The 18,610-nt window shown below is 54.0% G+C and carries 21 protein-coding genes; 1 reads left to right on the top strand and 20 read right to left on the bottom strand.

What is annotated here, in order from left to right; all coding sequences use genetic code 11:
* From LPA02S_RS05935 to LPA02S_RS06030, 20 genes are all read right to left on the bottom strand, one after another.
* Nucleotides 1–732, bottom strand: a 732-nt coding sequence (locus LPA02S_RS05935) for a GH25 family lysozyme (protein WP_156470995.1), incomplete at its 3' end; no start/stop codon positions are given.
* The gene (locus LPA02S_RS05940) at nucleotides 707–1,876 is read right to left on the bottom strand and encodes a phage tail protein (protein WP_156470996.1); all 1,170 of its coding nucleotides are present in this window, start codon (nucleotides 1,874–1,876) and stop codon (nucleotides 707–709) included. The genes LPA02S_RS05940 and LPA02S_RS05935, both read right to left, overlap by 26 nt.
* A 14-nt stretch (nucleotides 1,877–1,890) precedes the next feature.
* Complete coding sequence (locus LPA02S_RS05945) at nucleotides 1,891–2,817, bottom strand: phage tail domain-containing protein (RefSeq protein ID WP_056956627.1); 927 nt, start codon at nucleotides 2,815–2,817, stop codon at nucleotides 1,891–1,893.
* Nucleotides 2,814–6,812: a tape measure protein gene (locus tag LPA02S_RS05950; protein ID WP_056956626.1), complete on the bottom strand. Its 3,999-nt coding sequence runs from the start codon at nucleotides 6,810–6,812 to the stop codon at nucleotides 2,814–2,816. Before LPA02S_RS05950 ends, LPA02S_RS05945 begins: the two co-directional genes overlap by 4 nt.
* On the bottom strand, nucleotides 6,812–7,093 hold the full coding sequence (locus LPA02S_RS05955; RefSeq protein ID WP_054651354.1) for a hypothetical protein: 282 nt from the start codon (nucleotides 7,091–7,093) through the stop codon (nucleotides 6,812–6,814). Before LPA02S_RS05955 ends, LPA02S_RS05950 begins: the two co-directional genes overlap by 1 nt.
* A 47-nt stretch (nucleotides 7,094–7,140) precedes the next feature.
* Nucleotides 7,141–7,701 (bottom strand): tail assembly chaperone, encoded by a 561-nt coding sequence (locus tag LPA02S_RS05960; RefSeq protein ID WP_056956625.1) that lies wholly within the window; start codon nucleotides 7,699–7,701, stop codon nucleotides 7,141–7,143.
* Between the two features lie 81 nt (nucleotides 7,702–7,782).
* Nucleotides 7,783–8,523, bottom strand: coding sequence for a hypothetical protein (locus LPA02S_RS05965; protein WP_054651360.1), 741 nt, complete (start codon nucleotides 8,521–8,523; stop codon nucleotides 7,783–7,785).
* Complete coding sequence (locus tag LPA02S_RS05970; RefSeq protein ID WP_054651362.1) at nucleotides 8,516–8,971, bottom strand: hypothetical protein; 456 nt, start codon at nucleotides 8,969–8,971, stop codon at nucleotides 8,516–8,518. The genes LPA02S_RS05965 and LPA02S_RS05970 overlap by 8 nt, the downstream gene beginning before the upstream one ends.
* Nucleotides 8,972–9,469, bottom strand: a complete 498-nt coding sequence (locus LPA02S_RS05975) for a hypothetical protein (RefSeq protein ID WP_054651363.1) — start codon at nucleotides 9,467–9,469, stop codon at nucleotides 8,972–8,974.
* A gap of 2 nt (nucleotides 9,470–9,471) precedes the next feature.
* Nucleotides 9,472–9,825: a hypothetical protein gene (locus LPA02S_RS05980; RefSeq protein ID WP_156302183.1), complete on the bottom strand. Its 354-nt coding sequence runs from the start codon at nucleotides 9,823–9,825 to the stop codon at nucleotides 9,472–9,474.
* Nucleotides 9,818–10,189, bottom strand: coding sequence for a phage head-tail connector protein (locus LPA02S_RS05985; RefSeq protein ID WP_054651367.1), 372 nt, complete (start codon nucleotides 10,187–10,189; stop codon nucleotides 9,818–9,820). The genes LPA02S_RS05980 and LPA02S_RS05985 overlap by 8 nt, the downstream gene beginning before the upstream one ends.
* 13 nt (nucleotides 10,190–10,202) lie before the next feature.
* On the bottom strand, nucleotides 10,203–10,535 hold the full coding sequence (locus LPA02S_RS05990; protein ID WP_225350357.1) for an Ig-like domain-containing protein: 333 nt from the start codon (nucleotides 10,533–10,535) through the stop codon (nucleotides 10,203–10,205).
* Nucleotides 10,535–11,596 (bottom strand): major capsid protein, encoded by a 1,062-nt coding sequence (locus tag LPA02S_RS05995; protein ID WP_054651369.1) that lies wholly within the window; start codon nucleotides 11,594–11,596, stop codon nucleotides 10,535–10,537. Before LPA02S_RS05995 ends, LPA02S_RS05990 begins: the two co-directional genes overlap by 1 nt.
* Before the next feature lie 15 nt (nucleotides 11,597–11,611).
* A complete protein-coding gene (locus LPA02S_RS06000) occupies nucleotides 11,612–11,986 on the bottom strand; it encodes a hypothetical protein (protein WP_054651372.1) in 375 nt (124 codons plus the stop codon).
* A gap of 17 nt (nucleotides 11,987–12,003) precedes the next feature.
* On the bottom strand, nucleotides 12,004–12,651 hold the full coding sequence (locus LPA02S_RS06005; RefSeq protein WP_054651374.1) for a DUF4355 domain-containing protein: 648 nt from the start codon (nucleotides 12,649–12,651) through the stop codon (nucleotides 12,004–12,006).
* Between the two features lie 93 nt (nucleotides 12,652–12,744).
* Nucleotides 12,745–13,890: a minor capsid protein gene (locus tag LPA02S_RS06010; protein WP_054651376.1), complete on the bottom strand. Its 1,146-nt coding sequence runs from the start codon at nucleotides 13,888–13,890 to the stop codon at nucleotides 12,745–12,747.
* Entirely contained in the window at nucleotides 13,877–15,601 is a 1,725-nt protein-coding gene (locus tag LPA02S_RS06015) for a phage portal protein (RefSeq protein ID WP_056956624.1), read from the bottom strand. The genes LPA02S_RS06010 and LPA02S_RS06015 overlap by 14 nt, the downstream gene beginning before the upstream one ends.
* A 16-nt stretch (nucleotides 15,602–15,617) precedes the next feature.
* Nucleotides 15,618–17,069, bottom strand: a complete 1,452-nt coding sequence (terL, locus tag LPA02S_RS06020; protein ID WP_056956632.1) for a phage terminase large subunit — start codon at nucleotides 17,067–17,069, stop codon at nucleotides 15,618–15,620.
* A complete protein-coding gene (locus tag LPA02S_RS06025) occupies nucleotides 17,059–17,664 on the bottom strand; it encodes a helix-turn-helix domain-containing protein (protein ID WP_056956623.1) in 606 nt (201 codons plus the stop codon). The genes terL and LPA02S_RS06025 overlap by 11 nt, the downstream gene beginning before the upstream one ends.
* Nucleotides 17,665–17,838: 174 nt before the next feature.
* Nucleotides 17,839–18,123: an HNH endonuclease signature motif containing protein gene (locus tag LPA02S_RS06030; protein ID WP_225350358.1), complete on the bottom strand. Its 285-nt coding sequence runs from the start codon at nucleotides 18,121–18,123 to the stop codon at nucleotides 17,839–17,841.
* A gap of 208 nt (nucleotides 18,124–18,331) precedes the next feature.
* On the opposite strand from LPA02S_RS06030, the gene LPA02S_RS06035 reads away from it, so the two are divergent.
* On the top strand, nucleotides 18,332–18,544 hold the full coding sequence (locus LPA02S_RS06035) for a CsbD family protein (RefSeq protein WP_054651386.1): 213 nt from the start codon (nucleotides 18,332–18,334) through the stop codon (nucleotides 18,542–18,544).
* The last annotated feature ends 66 nt before the right edge of the window (nucleotides 18,545–18,610 follow it).

The following is an 18,610-nucleotide window of genomic DNA, read 5'->3' on the forward strand; positions in this document are numbered from 1 at the left end:
AAAGCCCCACGGCGTGATGGCCGCGTAGAAATTCTTACCGTCGGTCGTGTAGCCGTATGAGCGGTCACCACCAACAGGGCTTGAATCGAAGCCAATGCCGACCATGGAGCCGGCGATTGGTGCTGGTGGTTCGAAGGGGTCGGTTGTGACGGCTGGTGCCACATACGAAAGCTTGCCAGTCCGGTCATAATCGTGGTCAAGGTTGCTTGTGTAACTGCCAAGACCACCCGTAGACGTGTACTGCCAAGCGTCATAGTTTGCTGGCTCATAGCTGTATGACGCGATCCAACGGTACACGCCATCGGCCGTCAGCTCGTCGTCGTCGAAGCCCTTATGCGTGTAGTTGTAATCACCCGTGTATAGGCCAACCTTCCACCCTTTGGCCAGCCAGCTGTTGCGGAAATCGTAGAACTGGGCTGACCAGTCACCGCCGATGTCGCTGTCCTCAAAATCTAGGAAAAGATACGACGTGGAGGGCAGTCCAAGCTGGGTGGCCATGCTGGCACTGTACTCAACCTCGCCAGACGAGCCCTCGTAAAAGTGGTAGCCATGCCATGGCAGGTTGTACTTTTTAGCGCTCGCGATATGCGCGGCCGCCTCTTTGTCTTGCGTGTGGCCATGCGACAGCCGAATGATGACGGAGGTAACCCCGGCGGCAATCAGTCCCGGCCAATCCATCTTGCTATCAATCTGGTACTCCGAGATGTCAATTGTCGTTAAAGTAGCTGCCAACCTGGTTCACCCCTTCCTGTGTCCACGACATATCGACGCTGGTTGTGCCACTGCCGCCCTTTTGGGCATTTGCAGCGGTCTTACTTAGCATCGATACCTGCTTGCTTATCTGTGCCTGTAGGTCTAGCATGCTGTTCACGTTTGCCTTGTTGGTGTTTCCACTCGTCCACGTGATGGTGATGGGGTCACCGGTATATGGACTACCGGACTTGCCCGCCACCATCATCTTTTGGGACATGCCAAATGGCTCCATGATCCACTGCACCATCTCGCCCAGCTCGAGGTCGTCCCACTGGCCGATGTAGTTGGTCTGTATCGTCGAGGTAGGAATTGCCGTCGTGTTGAGTGACTTGGCCGCGGCGGAGTTAAGCGCGCTGGCGGATGTGGCTGTATCACTGGTGATGTCGTCGCCGTAGTGCTTTCCATATTGAGCGATACTATCGGTATCGGTGTATTCACCGAGATACTGATTGTTTGCTCCGTACAGTCGTACGGCGTTAGCAATGCTCGTTGAATCGTTGGACATGGTGGACGTGTCAGTCTGCCCGTAGTAGCGCATGACCTTTCCGGTGTCCCGTTTGAAGCTGTCCAGCGACTCTACCGTGATGACGTAGTTGTCAAACGTCATTACCCAGCCCATGTCGTCGATGATATAGGTTTTAAGCATGTCGGACGCATTTTGCCGGTCCATGCTGGTCAGCTCCACGCTGTCCGTGCCGCCCACAATTTTGTAGGAGTAACCATAGGCGTTACCGTCCAGCGCCAGCGACATGATTTGCTCGACCGTGTATTTACGTGGCACGGCGGTAATCGTGTTACCATTCGCGTCCGTGGTATCAGTGACCTCCCACGGCGTGATGTTTGGCCGCACGTCCGTAATGCCAAAGCCCACCGCAATGGCGGTTATCGCCTTGGTGGGTATGCCGCCGCTGATACTCAAGTCGCACTGCTTGACCGTGTACCACTGCCCGTGCCATTTGACCTGTGCTTCGTTTAAGAGCAAAGAAAAAGCCATCAGATTATCTGACAGCTTGTAAGCCGTAAACGATATTTGATTTGTGGTGTCCATCTCGACGTCCACCGAAATGCTGGAGACATCCATGCCCGTGATGATTTCCTCGTGCGTGTGCGCCCTATCTCGCACAACGATGACATCAATCACAGGAAGTACCAGGCGAAGTCAAAAGTCACCTGTGGGTTGGTGAGCCCTGCCACCGTAATGGTGTTGTGACCAGGTGCTAGCTCGATCCAACCATGGTCGGAGTTGATGCCGTCCTGCGAATTGTTGAGATAGGGATTTGCGCGGGATAACACCAGCGTATCGGACGCGGTGAGTGTTTTAGTGTAGGCAAACTCCGTGCCCGTCGTGGCATTGGTGATGGTTGGCTTGCCCGCACCTTTGATGGTGATGGTCAAGTCGTGATGTTGCTTGAGTGGGTCGACGGTGATGTCTGACGGGTTGTACACGTCGCATTGAGAGCTCGTATAAGCGTAGCTAGTGCCAGCCGGTAAGTTTATGCCAAAGCCCCCGTAAAGCTCGGGGTGGGCGGCAAATTCGACCGAATTAACCACGCTCCGTGCGTACCCGGTCAAATTGGTGAAAGGCACGTCAATCAATGCGGATTGCTCGTTAGCTGCAGTCACCGTAACCACGCCCGCTTTTACCAGCCAGCGCTTGTACGGCTGACCAAAGCGACCGCCAAACACCAACCAAAATGGGTCGCGGCTAGCAAAGAAGCGTTGAAGCGCGTCGCTTGCTAGGTCACCATCTTCTGCGGTGATGGCCTTCGCCAGAAAGTGAGCCGTGATGGCGCGCGTTTCGTACCGCGTCGAGTCAATCGTCTGCCCATCGGTCCCGGAAAACGTCCGGAGGGTGTCGACCGGCGTGGCCTTGGCAATGTCGACGCCGTAGCAGTAGATGTCCTTAAGGTCAGGCTCGTCATAGCTACTACGCCAGTTGGTACCGTTGGCCGAGATGGCGACCTCGTAGGGGTCAAACATCAGCCAGTTGTCAGTCTCGTTAAAGCGGTAAGCGTGTGGCTTGTCCGCAATGGTGCTTAAAACTTGTACGGTGATTATCCTCATCCCCCTTGAGCCGTCAAAACGTTGACGTCGGCTTTGCTTTGTTTGTTGACTTCCTTCGTGACCTTTTGCCGGTCAAGATAGATGTCAGTGTCCTTGTCGAGCAGTGCTTGAGTGGCGGTTACCAGTTTGGAAACCATGCCCAGCAAGCTGCTACCGCCAGCCGCACTGTCGCTCTGCACAACAGGCGCTGGCCGAAATGTTGCACCCGTGCTTGATGCAGGCGCGGCTAGTGTGGCGTGCGGTTGCTTGGCTTGGATGTCAGCCATTAGACCGGCGACCAAGTGCATGGCGTTTGGTTTGCTTGGGTTAACCACCCATTCATCGCCATCTTCACCGGCTAGCACTACTTCTGGGTGCGTCAGTTTGCCACCGTTGGCCATACGCCGGTGACCTTGCGGCCCCGAATGTAGCCAATCGATTTTGTTAACGCCCCAGATGGTCGTGCGCCCGATTGAGTTACGCCAGTCGGAGTTGTTGAAGAACGCGAGCAACTGGTCGTAAGGATTCATGATGTTGGTGTGGCCCGGAACCGCAAAGGCCCGGAATGTGCCCGGCGTGTACTGCAAAATGCCTCGGGCCTCGTTACCGCCGGAGTTCACATCGTGGATTTGCTGGACCACGTTGCGACCACCAGATTCAGACTGGATAGTCGCCTGCAGCATTTTGATAAAGGAAGCCGACGGGTCAACCTTCATTGCCCGCGCGGCCTTCTCAATCATCTCCGGGTTGTAGTTGCCCCGGGCGCTGCCAAAGTCCAGCCCATCTTTGAGGGCGGAGAACAAGCCTTTAAACCAGCTCTCACCCTGCTTGATCATGTAGTGCGATCCGTCCTGGAACATGGACCCGATACCGGTGCCCGGGAAGCTGGTCTTGCTGTCGAACAGCTTCTCGACCGCCTGCACTGGGTGCGCGACGTACTCGGCAATCTGCTTAATCTTCTCCGCTGCGCCTTTGATAAAGCCGCTGGCCGTGTCGATAAACTTGTCGAAGAAGCCCTCACCATCAGTACCACCAGCGTAGTGCGGCATGCCAGCCATCGACATGATGGCTTGCGTCTGGGCCGCGGTGTAGACCTTGGTACCAGGCTTGAGGTCGAGAACAGTGTTACGACCTTCTGCCATACCAAGCTGCCCGGTAGACGTGTCTTCCAGCAGTTCCTTGTACAGTGGGCCCGGTTGGTCGTTGACCATGGCTAAGCCACCGGAGTGGTAGCCAGTACCAGTTGCCAGCTTAGGGATCTTCTTGATGGTCTCTTTCTTGCCACCAAAAAAGTGGATGACGGTATCAATGCCACCAATCCCACCATTGATAATGCCAATTAAGACATTCATCGCGCTCTTGGCGGTGTCCTTGATGCCGTCCCAAATGCTGCTGAAGAAATCACCAAGCCCAGACCACATGGAGCGCCAGCCTTTGCCAAAGCCGGTGGAGAAAGAACCCCACCACTTGTTGAGGCTAGTGCCCCATGAGCCTGCGTGATCACGTGCACTGTCTAAGGAATCGCCCATCCAGTTTTTGACGCTGTTCCAGTGACTTGACCAGCTCTTTCCAAACGATGACGACCACTTGCTCCGCCACTTCTCGACGTTGGAGCCCCAGTTTGAGGCACCATCTTTCATGTCGTTAAGCTTATCGCCCATCGAATCTTTGAAGCCGTTCCAGTCCTTGGACCAGTCCTTAGCATGTGAGCTAGCCCACTTCTTGGTAGCCTTCTCGTGGTCGTTAAACCAGTTGGTCGTGTTCTTGGCCATCTTGTTGTACGTGGTGGCCACGGACTTGCTTAGCTTGTCGTAGTCGTCACTGATGGTCTTGGTGAGCCCCTTCTTTTTTACGTCTTGGACGAAGCCTTGAGCCCACTTGGTAGCAGCCTTACCGGCCTTGGTGTCAGTCAGAAACCACGTGGCAACACCGCCAAAGATACCGGTAAACGCCTTGAGCACGGTTGGCCCGTACTTCTTCACGGCCTTGCCCATGTTTTTGGTGTACTCTACGACCGCGTCTCCGGCCTTGCGGGCATAGTAACCGGCCTTGGGAATCAGTCCTTCAGGCGGCTTTGCGCCACGACCGGCCTTGTTCCAGCCGTCCGTAAATTCCTTTGACGCTTGACCGGCCCACTTGCCGGCCGCCTTACCAATCGTTGCACCAATGGCAACACCACCAGGGCCAAAGAATGCCCCAATGCCGCCGCCAATAAGCGTGCCGGCGGACTCACCAACCGAGGTGAATTTATCGGACATCTTGCCACCCTTACTAAAGGCCTTCTTGAGGTCGGCAATATCAGTGACTGCATCGTAAGCGATGGCTACTGTCGCCGTAACTTTACCAACACCCTTAGTAAGATTGCCGGCACTTGTGCCAAGGTTCTTAAGCCCCTTTAATGCGCCAGCCTTAGTAAATACGTCCGAAGCACCCAGCTTAATCAGGTCACCGATAATGCCCTTACTACCGCTAATACCAGCGAGTCCGGCTAAGTCCTTGTACAGGCTGTTGACCTTCGACGCGGCAAACAAAGCAATCAGCACCTTGCCAACGGTCTCAATCTCGGAGTGGTGCTCCGCTATTTTTCGCATAGCTTCGGCTACGCCCTTGATTCCGCCGGTCTTGGTGCCAGTTACTGTGTGCAAGAAATCAGTTACGAGGTCCCATGCGCCCTTGGCCAGATCCGTGATGATTGAGCCGGTAGCCTTGGCGATTTCGGATATGGAACCTTTATTTTTCTCGACGTAGCGGAGAACGTCAACAATCTTGTCAGCAATCTTGCCCAAGCCTTCTGCGGCGTCGCCCAGTAACCCTTGGAAGTCCTTAGACTTCATAAAGTTGGCGACGTCGGTAAGACCAGTCTTTTGGGTGTCGACTAGTTTCTGTCCAAAGACAGACTGGGCGCTGATCCAACTACCCTTAATCTGGGCGATGGCACCTTGTCCGGTCTTGCCAAAGACCGAAAACGCGGCGGGTGACTGCTTGGACACCTTTTCAACCAGGTCTTCAAACGCGGATCCGGTGAGCTTGCCGTCCGATACCATCTTGTTAAACGCGTCTTGACTCATGCCAGCAGCCGCGGCCAGTGCGCTGCCCATCTTTGGCGCTTGCGTCTCTATCCGAGCAAGCTGTGAGGACGTCACGCTGTCAGATGAGAATAGCCGGCCCATTGAACGGACTAGCTTGCCTACCTTGTCACCGGACAATCCGGACGCGACACCAACCCCCACCAGTGCTTCGGTGAGGTTCTTGGCGCTGTCCACACTACCGGTCAGACCATAGAATTGCTGTTGCATCTTCTTGATGTCACCGGCTGCATATCCGGTTTTGGCACGAAGGTCAACCATCTGAGCCGACATTTCAGCCGCGCCCTTGGACCCCGCACCCAAGTTCTCCCAGACACGTTCGGTCTGTTCGCCTTGCTCGGCTAGCTCAAGGCCATTCTTGGTTACTTCAACCAGTTTGGAGCCTAGCGTAGATAGCCCGTTAGCAATCAACGTGCCACCAAAGGCACCGCCCAGAATGCTACCCGTAGATTTGGCCTTAGAGCCGGTCTCGGCCAGTTCCTTTTGTGTGCCCTTCAAGGCCTCGTTGGCACCGGTAGTGTTGGCCGATACCTTGACCTTGGTGTTGTTTGGTAGGTTCTCGAGTGATTCCTTGACTTCCCGCACGCCCGTTTTGGCGTTGGTGGTCTCGGTCCGCACGATTACCTGCTTGGACTTCGGCAGCTTGTCTACCGACTCGTTGACGTCTTTAATGCCGCTCTTGGCTTCGCTAGTGGCGGCTTCAATCTTGAGCCGCTTATCGGCCGGCAGGTCTTTGACTTCATTTTGCAGGGCGCTAACCGCACCCTCGGCCGACTTGCTGGACGTCTTGATGGTCTCCGCAAAATGGCCCATGTCGTTGGCCGCGCCGGTCGCATTTTTTAGCTTCTCGTACTCGCCCAAGATGGCCCGCAGCCCGTTCTCTGCATTGCCATCGATGGTGAATCGAAAGACGTTATCGTAAATAGCCACTAATTTTTCCCTCCTCTCTTCAAGGATTTACGCATGGCAAAGACCTGGGCGAAAGCGTCCGCCTGTGCAGTTTCCTGCCGCAGGGTCTGGTCGTTAATGTCCCGGTGGTCGTGCTTAATCTCGGCTTCCCACTTGTCCATGTAATCTTGCAGAGCGTTATTGACTGTCTGCGAGGCTTGGTCGTCCATATCAGCCAGATATACCGGGCTCACCAGTAATCCGTTCAGCGACGCTGTGCGTGCAGCGTCGTCGAGGTCAGCACGTTCTTTGCCCTCAATCATTGCGTCGAGGAGGTAAGGATTTAGCTGGTCAAAATCGGCAATGCTGGTTATTCCTGCTCGCTGTCGGGCTGCGACGAGGTAGCTTCGGTACCATTGATTTTGCTTGACATTGCGTCGAATAACGTCCGCGCGGTGCTCTCCTGATAGCCTAGCTGGTACATCGTTTCGTTGTACTTGTCCAGCTCTTCCTTGGTCGCATCCTTGCCCGGTACGTCCATCTGCTTGCCCATTTCCTGCGCCACCGAACGTGCGCTTTCCAGCGTCGTCATCCACTGGTGTAGCTGGGCTTTGAAAAAACCTGCGGCACCAATTTCCCCGACGATTTTGGTACACAGTTCCTCGGCAGTCATGTCATTCAGCAAATCGCTGACTGCGTCGAACACCTTCTGGAAACTAGGCCGCGTTTTCATGTGTGCCAAACCGCCATACAGTACTTGCGTAGCGGCCATTGGATTGTCGTTTGCTAAGCCAGTAAACAGGTGATCATAAACGCCGCTATCATCCAGACCCTTGCTGTCAGTGTCTTGTTTAGCCAAGTCGCGCCAAGCCAGCAGGCTAGCAAACGTGAATTTCACGTCGTAGTCCTTGTTGCCAATTGTGAGTTGCATATTCTTTACCTCCTCGGTTAATAAAAAAAGATGACAGGCCAACGCCTGCCATCAAGATGGCGTGTCACGCCGTTAATTCAATTACTTACCTTCACTAGAAGCTGCGCTAGATGGTGCAGATGAAGCTGCTGTGCTTGCCGGAGACGTGTCAGCACTTGACCCAGTGCCAAAATTCAGCACGGATGAGTTGAGCTCTGGATTCATGTACTTGTCATCGCCCTCCTCACGAGTTGGCTTGGCAGCATTGGCGTTGGTGTAGGTGCTGTCAGTAGCACCACCAGCGCTAGTAGGAGCGATCAATCCGTACAGAGCTTCGCCCAAGTCAAAGGCGCCTTCTTCGAATTCAGATTCGGAGAGGACGCCCTTAACTGGCTGGCCCTGGACTTCAAATGCCAGAGAAGCGTTAAAGATACTGGCCAGTGCTTCCTGTGGGGGCAAAGCACCAAGCAGGCACTGTGAGTACTCAACCTCGGCCGTGCGGGTGGGGCTGGCACCAGAAACAGTGTTGAGGTCGACCCGGTACAAGTGCACCGTGATCCCAAAGCGCTGGGCCTTCTCCATGTCCTGATAAATACCGTCGTTCTTTTGGAAATAAGCAGCCACCGTGCGCTGGGATGTGTTGGACCCCATCGTCTTGATGTTGGTCTGCTTCAACGCGGTACTAGTCACGGTACGCGTGTTAGTACCAGACGATGCCCCCTGCAAGCCGAGCATGTTAGCCACGTGATCCTTTGGCCAAGTGTCGAGTTTGTAGTAGTAAATGATTTTATCGGCAAGTACAGGTTGAACCGTGCCAACGTTGCCGGATGATACATCAGCCATTAACTTTTCCTCCTGTTAGATAAATTTCGTAAATTTGGTACGTCAGTGAAATAGTTCCGTGTAGTAAGGTGACGGCTGTCGTGGTGTCGGTGACCGGCTGGGTACGACTGGCAGTCCCGCGTACGTACATACATGGGTGCTGGTACAGCGGCAGACGCTTGAGTGTGTTTTCCGCCTCGTCCAGCGTGTCCAGTAGGTCAAACTGCTCACCTGCAGGCCAGTATAGGTCTACTTCCGCGGTGTAGCGGCCGACCTGGGCATTGCGGTAGTCCGCCGTGTCGTTTTTGATTGGAAGCTGCACCACGATAAGCGGATACTCGATTTGCGAGCCCGCATTATCGGCTTGCGTGACTTCCTGTGCGGTCATCACCGTGTTGGCTAGCTCGGCCATGGCACGCTTAATGCCCAGCACTAAATCAGTGCTAGGTAACATCTCTTCGTCGGCCATCTACTCACCCCCAAACACGAATTTCGCTAGACCGTCCAATTCTTCTTGTGTGCGTTTTTGCAGTGTGGCGTTTGCTTGCGCCATGTACGGTGTGGATTCAGGATGCCAGCGGGTGCCGGTCTCCACAAAGCCGCCGTACTCGGTCTCACCATCAGACGCGGTGGCGTCCGGATAGACCTGGGTCACTCCGTCGTCATCGTGCTGATCAATCGACCGCATTAAATTACCAGTAGGTACGTACCCGCTCCGGCCATGACCGACCATGCCGCGCTCTTGCTTTACCGCTTCTTCGACGGCTAATGCCCCCATGTGATGGAGCAGGTTTTGCAGGTTGCGGTCAATGTCAGCGCGTGCCTGATGGAGTTTGCGCCCAGTCTCGTTGAGGCCGGCGAGATCAAACAGGTTCGCGTACGCGTCCAACTTTTCCACGCCTTTGGCTTCGGTGCGGTACTGGATTACCGGCCGTAGCTTGCGGCCAACCTCTACCCAATTGGTCATGACTAGACACCACCTTTTAGTAGCGTCGCCTTAGTGTTGACCGCAAAAAAGGCCGTCACATTTGAGTGCGGTCTAATTAGAGTTACGTTATAAACAATGCCGGTCTCGTTATCCGGGTCATACTCATCAGCAAAGGCCAGTCGGTCAGCCTTGGGGTGACCAGGTACGACCACCGTCTTCACGTCGCTGTACACATCACCAGCAAACAGGCTCTTCTGGAGCTGTGGTCCCGTGTTGTTGACCTTGGCAAAGTTGATGGTGTCCACCACCTTGTAGCCGGTCACGGTGTCGTGTGCGTTGCGCGGAGATGGCTTTTGGTATGCTGCCAACAGATACACGTCTCGTGTACTAGTCAAAGCTCATCACCATCCCCGATTCGTTGAGATTGCCGCCGCTGTCCTTGGCGTCCTTGTACGCCTTGAGCTGGGTCATGTACGGTGATAAGTCGTCCACATTCCAACTGGCAGACAGCCCTTCCTCGCCGCTGGAGGTTTTACCCTCGTCGCCGCGCTTAGCGAACTTAGCCAGGGCCATCTCGGTGACGACCCCGCTTAGCTCACCTGGTAGGTTGTCCCAGGTCTCGGCTGTGACTAGAGCCACGGATTTGCAAGCCAGTTTTATATATAGACTAATCGTCTTGATTTTGGCTGCGTCTGCCGTGTCAATGTCCAATGCCGTTTGGACGTCAACTAGGACTTCATTTTGGGTGTCAGTTGCCATTCAGGCCACCTCCTTATGCTGCGGCCGCGATAGTAACCTTGACCGTAGCCGTAAAGCTACCACTGGATGCCGTGATAGTGGCAGTGCCTTCCTTAAGGGCCGTAATAGTGCCGTCTGCGGCTACGGTTGCGATAGTGTCGTCGCTAGACGCATACTTGACTGCCTGGTTAACATTAGCTGCATCATCAGCATTAGCCGGGTCAGCTACTGCAGTCACCTGCTTAGTATCGCCAACCTTCATCGAGGCGGTCGCCTGGCTCATCTTGATACCGGTTGCTGGATTAGCGGCTGGCGGCGTTGTCTCGCCTGATTCCCCGGTACCATCGTCGGTGCCGGAGTCAGGCACTACGCTTTTGGGGGCGTGATCAGGCCGGACAGTACGTATACGCTGTCGACCAGCGGGAAGGATGGTGCGACCAGTTGGGATACCTTAGTTTCAACGCTAACAGGATCAGGCTGGGCCATGGTCGTGACCGCAACACCGGTGTCAGTCAGTGCAACGTTAGCGACAGACAAACCACGCAGGTCAGCTTCTTCTGGAGTTGTACCAAAGACTGTGTTACCAAGGTTACCGGCTGGCAGAAAGACAACCATGCCGTCTGGAATGTACTGGTGCAGCTTGTTAGACGCGTCCTTGTAACCCTTGTCGTATACGGCGAAGGTAATGCCCGTGTTGGACTGCAGGAACGTGGTCAGCTGACCGTCCAGAACCACAGCAGCAGACGCATTTGCAGAGCTAGACAGCAACGTAGCCTTAATAGTTTCGTTGGCTAGCAGAGTATTCCACGTAGCTTGATTCATTACAGCGCGGGTGATGGTTGCCCCAGTTGAGTAGCTGATCGCCTGCTTAGCGTCGCGAATGTCGGCCAATGGGTTGGAGTCCGCTTGGTCCCATGCCTTCTTGGCAGTGACCTTGTTGGAATCCGGCATAAAGTAGTCGTACTGCTTAAACACGCCGTTACCTTCAACGGTCGCCTTACCAGTTGTCAATGCCTCCATACGCAAAATTTCACGGGCAATACCCGCAGCACTAATCAGTTGCGTGGCGTTTTGGAAGATGTGGTTAATCACCATATCCTGGTATGCCGGGTTGTTGGAGTTCTGTACCATGATCAACTGTTGGCGAATTTCCTCGTCGATGTACGTTGATTCCTTGAAGTATGGAAGCTTGTCACGGAACTCTGTGAAGCCTTCACGTGGCCGAGGAATGACCTTCGTGTCGAAAGCCGCGGGTTGCAGTGCGACAGGCTGGTTGTTGGCACCCTTCAAAAATTCAAGGTTCATACCCATTTGCTGGGTTGCAGGGAACAACTCATCCCCAAGGAATGGCGGTTCTAACTGCGGAAAATTCTGGTAATAGGCCACAACATTTTGGGCCTGAATTAGGTCAAAAATAGATCCGTTCATTTGTTAAGCCCCTTTCTAGTTGCGAGCCAGGAACGTTACCTTGCCGTCCAATGCCGTCTTGACAGCGTCCGGAATGGTTACGTTCGGAATGCGGTTCAGGTTGACGAAACCGAAAATCAACATCGTCCCGTTGCCCTGACCGCTAGTAACATCAACATCGTGCAGTAATACCCCGCGTGCGGTTGCATCAGTGGCAACTGCTACTTGCTTGGAGCCGTCCTCCTCCAGGACATTGTCTGCACCCCCGACTGGTGTACCAGCAGGGATAATCTTGTGACCTTGTGCATTCGCTTGGACGTCACCAGCCGCGACAATCACGCTGACAGACACCTGTGGTTCCACAAATGCCAAAATCTGCGTAGTTGCGCCAAATGTGCGCATTTCACTCATGCGTTATTCCTCCTTGTCTACTTGCTGAAATATGAGTGCTCAACACTCCTTGGGGCATATGCCTTAGCCAGACGGGCTCCGAAGTCATCTGGCTTTTTGCCAGATGTCTGAGAGCCGACGCCAGGTGTGCCATGTCCCTTCATGCGTTCTTCCACGGCCGATTGGACAGCGGAGCTAAACGCCTTTCCGAAGTCAGTAATGGCCTTGTCGGTCTCTTCGTCCGTGCCTCGGGTCAGGAATGGCACCAGTTCAGCGGGAATCTTGGCAGCTTGGGCGGCACTGGTGGCGTGTTCCTTACGGTCACGACGTGCCAGTTCTGCCTTGAGCTGATTCAGTTCCTTGTCGCGGTCGTCTTGTTCAGCGGCCGCTTGCTGTTCTGGTGTCATGTTGGCCCGTTCGAGGGCTTCCTTGACCTTCTTGGCTATCGTTTCGTCCGATTCCTTCTGCAACTTCTCACGCTGTCGCCCTAGCCGTTCGGTGATGATCTCGTTCATTTGCTCGGTCGTGATGGTACCAGCACCGCTTGCGGCGCTGTTTGCGTTCTGGTTGTTTTGTCCTGCTTGGCCCGCGCTTTGTGCGGCACCAGACGCGGCCGTGCTACCGGCTGTATTTGCTTGTGATTGTGCGTCCTGCTGTGCGTTTGCTCCGTTGTTTGCTTCGTCCATGGTTACTACCTCCGTTTACGGCCCGTCGGCCGTTATTTCCGCCTGTTCTTTTACGCCCGCTTTAGCGTTTAAGGGCATATAAAAAGCACAGCCTCAATCGACCATGCTTGCGTGCTCGTAGTTATCTGATGGAACTTCGATGATGTCGCATTGACAGTTTGGGTGAAAAGGCGGGCAGTTAAGCCCGGGCTCCGCGTCATCGATGTTAAAGATGGTGCCGTCCATATCGTTCTCGCAGTAGTCGCATGTGCTCTCTGCGTCTATGGCCACCACTTGGTATTGGGTGGCGCCGTTATCACTAAAGCGGCTTAGCTTGCTCTGCGTATACACGTGCGCGGCCTGCGTCCGAATCAGGCTGGCCGCCTTTCCCATGTCGCCGTTTGATTTGGTGCCACCGCCGGTCAGCAACCTCATAACCTGTTGTGTGTAGTCCTGCGGCTTCTGATGATTACGCACGGCCTGCTCGACCAAATGATTGAGCTTTAGCATGGCTTGCGACGCGGCCTCGTTGATGGCCTTGTATGGGTCAGTGCCCTTGTAGTAATTGGCCTTGATTTTAAATAGCGTCTGCCGTGTGAGTGCCGGCGTATATCGTCGGCCTCCGGGTGTCGGGCTCACTGCACGCCGCAAATTTGCCCCATTTTGTGGGGTAGACGACGTTTTGTGGGTTGGCGTGGTCAAACTCTCGTGTGTGGTCGTACCATGCTGTACGAGGCTCACACGGCCTAATACGTCGTTAGCCTTTTTGAGCGCGTCACTCTGTTCAGCCTCCGTGTACACCGGTGCAGACTTAGTAGCCGCGTTTAGGTCGGTACCCTTCGGAATGCTTGCTGGCTTGCTGTACTTGTTGTCGTACACCTGATTAGGGACCGACTGATATACGTCGCTGACCTGCCGCTGTTTGGCTAGGGCTAGGTTAATCATTGCGTAGTTGATGCTGGCATTCAGCAAGTCACCGTTTGTGCTCGGGACCGGCTTGCCGTTAAAGGTGACGTCCATCAGCTTCTTGGCGCTATCATCGCTCGCGCTGTCGGCCAGCGCTTGGAGCTGCTGCATAAAGGCGCGCACTTCGCTGGCCGGGGCTTTACTCGTCCAGTTGCGGTCGTCCGCGATAAAGTGATCTATCAGCTGGACGATTTGCGTCTGCGTGGCCGTGTATAGCTGTTGCAGTTGCTTTACCCGGTCGTCACTCGCACCGTATATCTCTTTGGCTAATGCGCTGACACTATGCTTCGCCATTGCCATCACCACCTACTGGCTTTTTGCCGCCGCTTGGTACTTGACCCGCGTCATCTGCCGGCTTAGCGTCATCCGGTTGCTGATCGTCAGGTTTACTGTCCTGTTGTACCGCAACACCTTGACCAGGTTGCGCGTCAAACGGCGAAGCAAAGCTGATGGTCGGATCCTCGTCTTGCTCTTCCCGCACCCGGTTAGCCTCCTCGGCTGGCTTTACCCCGGTGACGCCGGTTGCCATCTCGCGGATGGTCTCCTTGCTAAAGTCGCCGGTGTTGGACAGGCCGGTCAACGTGGTGATAGTCTCCGCGTCGTTCTTCGGCAGGTTGGCCGTGAACTTCGGCGTGATGTGGTTAGGGTCGTCGGTAGCAGGTACCGCGCCCACTTTCTGCCAGTACGCGGTCAGCAATCGAATGCGCCGCATGAGTCCACGCTGGTACAAGCTCTCCTGAATCGCACGCTCTTGGTCGCTACCCCAGAGTTTGTACGACATAGCCACGCCGCTAGCGTTACTGGCAAAGTTCTGGTCGTTGACGTCCGGCGTGTTGGTGTACTTGTGGAAAGACTCCATCAGCGCGTCCGTGTAAATCTTCCAATCGTTCGCGGGCAGGGACTTGGTGAGGTACTGCGCTGTTGGTGTGATGACCGTTGTACCTTGCCCGGACAGGCCTCCACCTACAATACGTGGCTTGAGCCACATGATGAGGGAATGCCTGTCGATTGACGGTTGGTCCTTGACCACGTTTCCGTTTGCGTCCTTGTGCGTCGGCGTATCGACATCCCCGGTTAGCACCAGAACGGAGTTACTAAAGTCTTCCTGATTGTTTGCCATCTCGGAAATGCTACGGTCGTATGCGTCGATGGCGTCTAGCTCACGCTCCCAATCACCCATGCGCTCGTCATTGTTAATGTACTCAGTGATTGGTACTGCGTCAAAATAATGTGGCTCGGCGTGGTCAAAGACTAGCTCGGACGTTGGTGAGCTCATCGGCTTGTAGTAGTAGGTGTTCTCGTCGGTGTAGATGGTCACGTACCAGGTGTCGTCGCCATCAAAGCGGACTGGGTAGTAGTACACGGCAAAGAGACTGTGTTGCTCGATGGTCGCGTCATACACTACAAAAGCGTTGCTCGGGTCAATCGGCTTGACCATCGGGTCGTTGGTGTCTGGCCGCACATACAAGATTTCATAGGCGCGGCCTGTCACGGATAGTCGCTTCTTCATGATCTTCTCGTGGTATGGCTCATCACTGCGCTGGTTAAATGCATCTAGTGCCTTGGTCAGGTCTTCACCCGCGTTTTTGCCCTCGTCCTCGTCCACGTTGTATGTGAACTTCAGGGGCGTGCCGAATGTATAGCCAACACGGATGTTGGTGATGTACGACGTGATAGCACTGGCAATGCGGTTATCCGCCCGGTTGCGTGCCTTGTTGGCAAACCAGTAATGGATGTCGTTATCACCACTATAATATCGCTCGAGCGCCACGATGCGGTACACCTGCTCGTGATAATGCTCGGTGATAAACTTCGTGGCGATTGCTGCCAATGCGTCCGGATCACTTGCCGCATGCTCGTACACGTCGGTCGGCATCTTGAATTGCCGGTTGCTGTAAAACGAGAAGCGGTGGCCATCAAGCATGCGCAATGGTGTGGTGACCTGAAATGGGCTACTGCCCGGTAGTGACCACAGGTGCGCGTTGATGTCTTCGGTTTCTGCCATGCGTGTAATGCCTCCTTTAGAATCCCATGTTACGTAGTTGCGCCTCTTGTTCTTCCAAGCTAGGACGGTCGCTGTACGTAATCTGGTCGTTAATCATTTCTGCAATGCCCGTCAGTGCGTCTGGGGCGTCGTCATGTGCATTCTTCCCGGCACGTTGGTACCGAGTGAGAATATGGAACAAGTCCGGCCAGCGGTCGCGCCAGTTGGCTGGAAAGTAGATGTGCTGCATGACCCACGGCGCGTTGCTGATAATGCGGGCGTTTTTATTTTTATTATTGTGGAACCACTGAATGACGGTGAGGTTGCTGTGCATTTGGTCGCGCAACAGCTTCTCCACCTCACGCGCAAATCCGCGACCACCGTTGTTGCTTTCGATGGTGGCCTGATTGACCTTGTTGGTGTAAAACATCTGTGCCACGGCCGGCTCCGTCTCTTCCATTGGCGCTTGCGTGTATGTGACGTCCAAGATGTATGCCTCGCCGTTGTATAGGCCGAAAACATAGCTTGCCAACCAGTCGGAGCCTTCGTCCGCGGTATCGGTGTATGAGTAAATGCCGGTGAATAGTGGTTTGCCCACGTCGTCCATCGGCACTTGGTTGTACGTCTTGAATCCCTTGTACAGTCGGCCTTGCTGGTCGATTGGCTCCTGCTGGTAGTTGGCTGCGGCAATCTCCGGAGACAACGTTTTGTATCGCCGATCAAACTCCTCGCGGGTCAGTACGTCATCGCATAGCATGGTGCCATCGTCTTGCAACGCCTTCATATTGACGTGCTTAACGCTGTAGCCTAGACCCGGTAGCTGTGCTAGTGCACGGCCTGCTAGGTCTAGCGAACTCCACCGCGTCATGATGATGATGATTTTGCCGCCTGTCTCGAGTCGGGTCAGCATGGTGTCAGTAAACCAGCTCCATTGCTTGTCTAAGACTGTTTCGTTGTTGGCCTCCTCGTTGTTCTTGATGAGGTCATCAATGATTTCAATGTCAGCACCAAACCCAGTGGCCGTGCCAGTTGGACTGGTGGCCAGGTAGTTGTTGTAGCCACCTTCGAGAGCCCACATGTTCATGGCCCCGTCGCCCTGTTTGATGTGTGTCTTGGGGAATACATCCTCATACACAGGAATCGCCGGGTCAGCCTTAACCTCCTGAATCGTGTTACGCACCGCCTTGGAGAAGGTCGTCGATAGTGTCTCGTTGTATGAGCCGGTCATGACCTTGGTGCTAGGACTGCGACCAAGCAACCACTCCACAAACATGCTGGCCGTGCGGGACTTCCCGTGACGAGGTGGAAGGTTGATTACCAGCACGTTATCCTTTCCTGTTACAAAGTCCTGCAGGTCACGACACAGGCTGATGAGGTACTCCCGCTTGCGCTGGTAGAAGCTCGGCGCCATCAGATGGGCATACTCGAAGAAATCTCGCCGTGCTAGCTCATACTGGGCGTACCGCTTAAGCGCAACGTTAACCGTCATCGTCATCATCAACTTCCGCGTTGGCGATAGCCATCAGCTGGGCCGTGGTGAGATGGCTCATGTCCGGCCCGTCTAGATGCCCGCTCACCTGGTTGGCAACCTCCCGCCGGTCACGCCACAGGTCAGGCCGCCGGTTCTTGAGCCAAAATATTTGGGCCGTAGTGTCAGGCGGCAACTCGTGCTTGGTCTTCCTGGTAACCGCAAGCTCCTGCGTCGGAACTTTTGCCTTTGCAAGTTGCGCAGCGTATGCGTATGGAGTGTCGGGATGTTCCTCTCTGTACTTTTTCGCATAAGCAACACGATCCAGTTTGATGGCAGCTTCGTTACGACTAATCAGCTCCGTGACCTCATCGACGGTAACCATTCCAATTGCACGTTTGAATAGGGCGTTTTCGACTTCGTAGTCTGAAACCTCCTTGCCGTGTTTTAGGGCGTCGGCAATGTCCGGATAACGTTTCTTCCAGTCGTAGAGAGTTGTGCGACGAATGCCAATGTTGTGGGCTATTTGCTCATCGGTCAGTCCGTCATGGGCCCAGCCTTGTAGCATTGCCAAGTGGTCTGCTTCCTGCCATGTCTTATATAGAGTCTTGCCCATGTACTCATCTCCATTCTGGGCATGAAAAAAGGAGCCATCACAGCTCCTTTAATCAGTTATTCGGCTACATGAATCAGATTCATATCTTTCTCTGGCACTAAAGTACCCCGATGATGGCATGCTGCACAATAGAACAATACTGCATTTTGCCTACCGCCTTCATCCTTATCTAATTCAAGAGTGTTCAAGCACCCACTTCTTACATTCGTTAGCATCCCAACGCTTGGCAGTGTCGAGATTCTCGATTAATGATTCTGACTGATATACTTGGCTTTCCAATTTCGTTTTCCAGTAGTGGTCTTCCTGGCAAAGACACCAGAGATTGTCGCGGTCGAGTCGCTTACGCTTGTCAACTCGCAACGGTACGATGTGGTCAGTGATTAGCTTGCCTGGCTGGTCATAGGTATGACCACAGATAGCACACGTGTTATACGACTCGGCCTTGACTCGTGCTGACATATGCTCCCACACTTGCGATTGGTAGAACGCGTTGGCGATCGGGTCTCGCTTGTATTTGTTGTAGTATGACTGGTCGCGATGGCGACGCGTATATGCTGACAATGTAATCACCTCCATAAATTATTAATTAGTTGATAACAGCAAAAGATATTGAAATGAGCGAATTAACATGTGATAATGTATGTACACCATAAAGGAGGTAATATCTATGAGTTTAGATGGTAAAGTCGATAGTGCTAAAGACAAGATCTCCGGTAAGGCCAAGGAAGTCGAAGGTAAAGTTACTGGTGATAAAGCCCGAGAAGCACAAGGAAAAGCAGAGGGCGTTCTTGGGAAAGTCAAGGGGAAGCTTGACGATGCCAAGGAAAAGGTTGAAGATACCGTTGACGACGTGAAAAAAAAGTTGGATAAAGATAATTAGTTTTTACGGCCGGCTTTTGCCGGCTTTTTATTTGCATAAAAATAACCACCCGGTTAAGGTGGCTGT

This window comes from Lacticaseibacillus pantheris DSM 15945 = JCM 12539 = NBRC 106106, assembly GCF_001591865.1.
Taxonomy (GTDB): Bacteria; Bacillota; Bacilli; order Lactobacillales; family Lactobacillaceae; genus Lacticaseibacillus; species Lacticaseibacillus pantheris.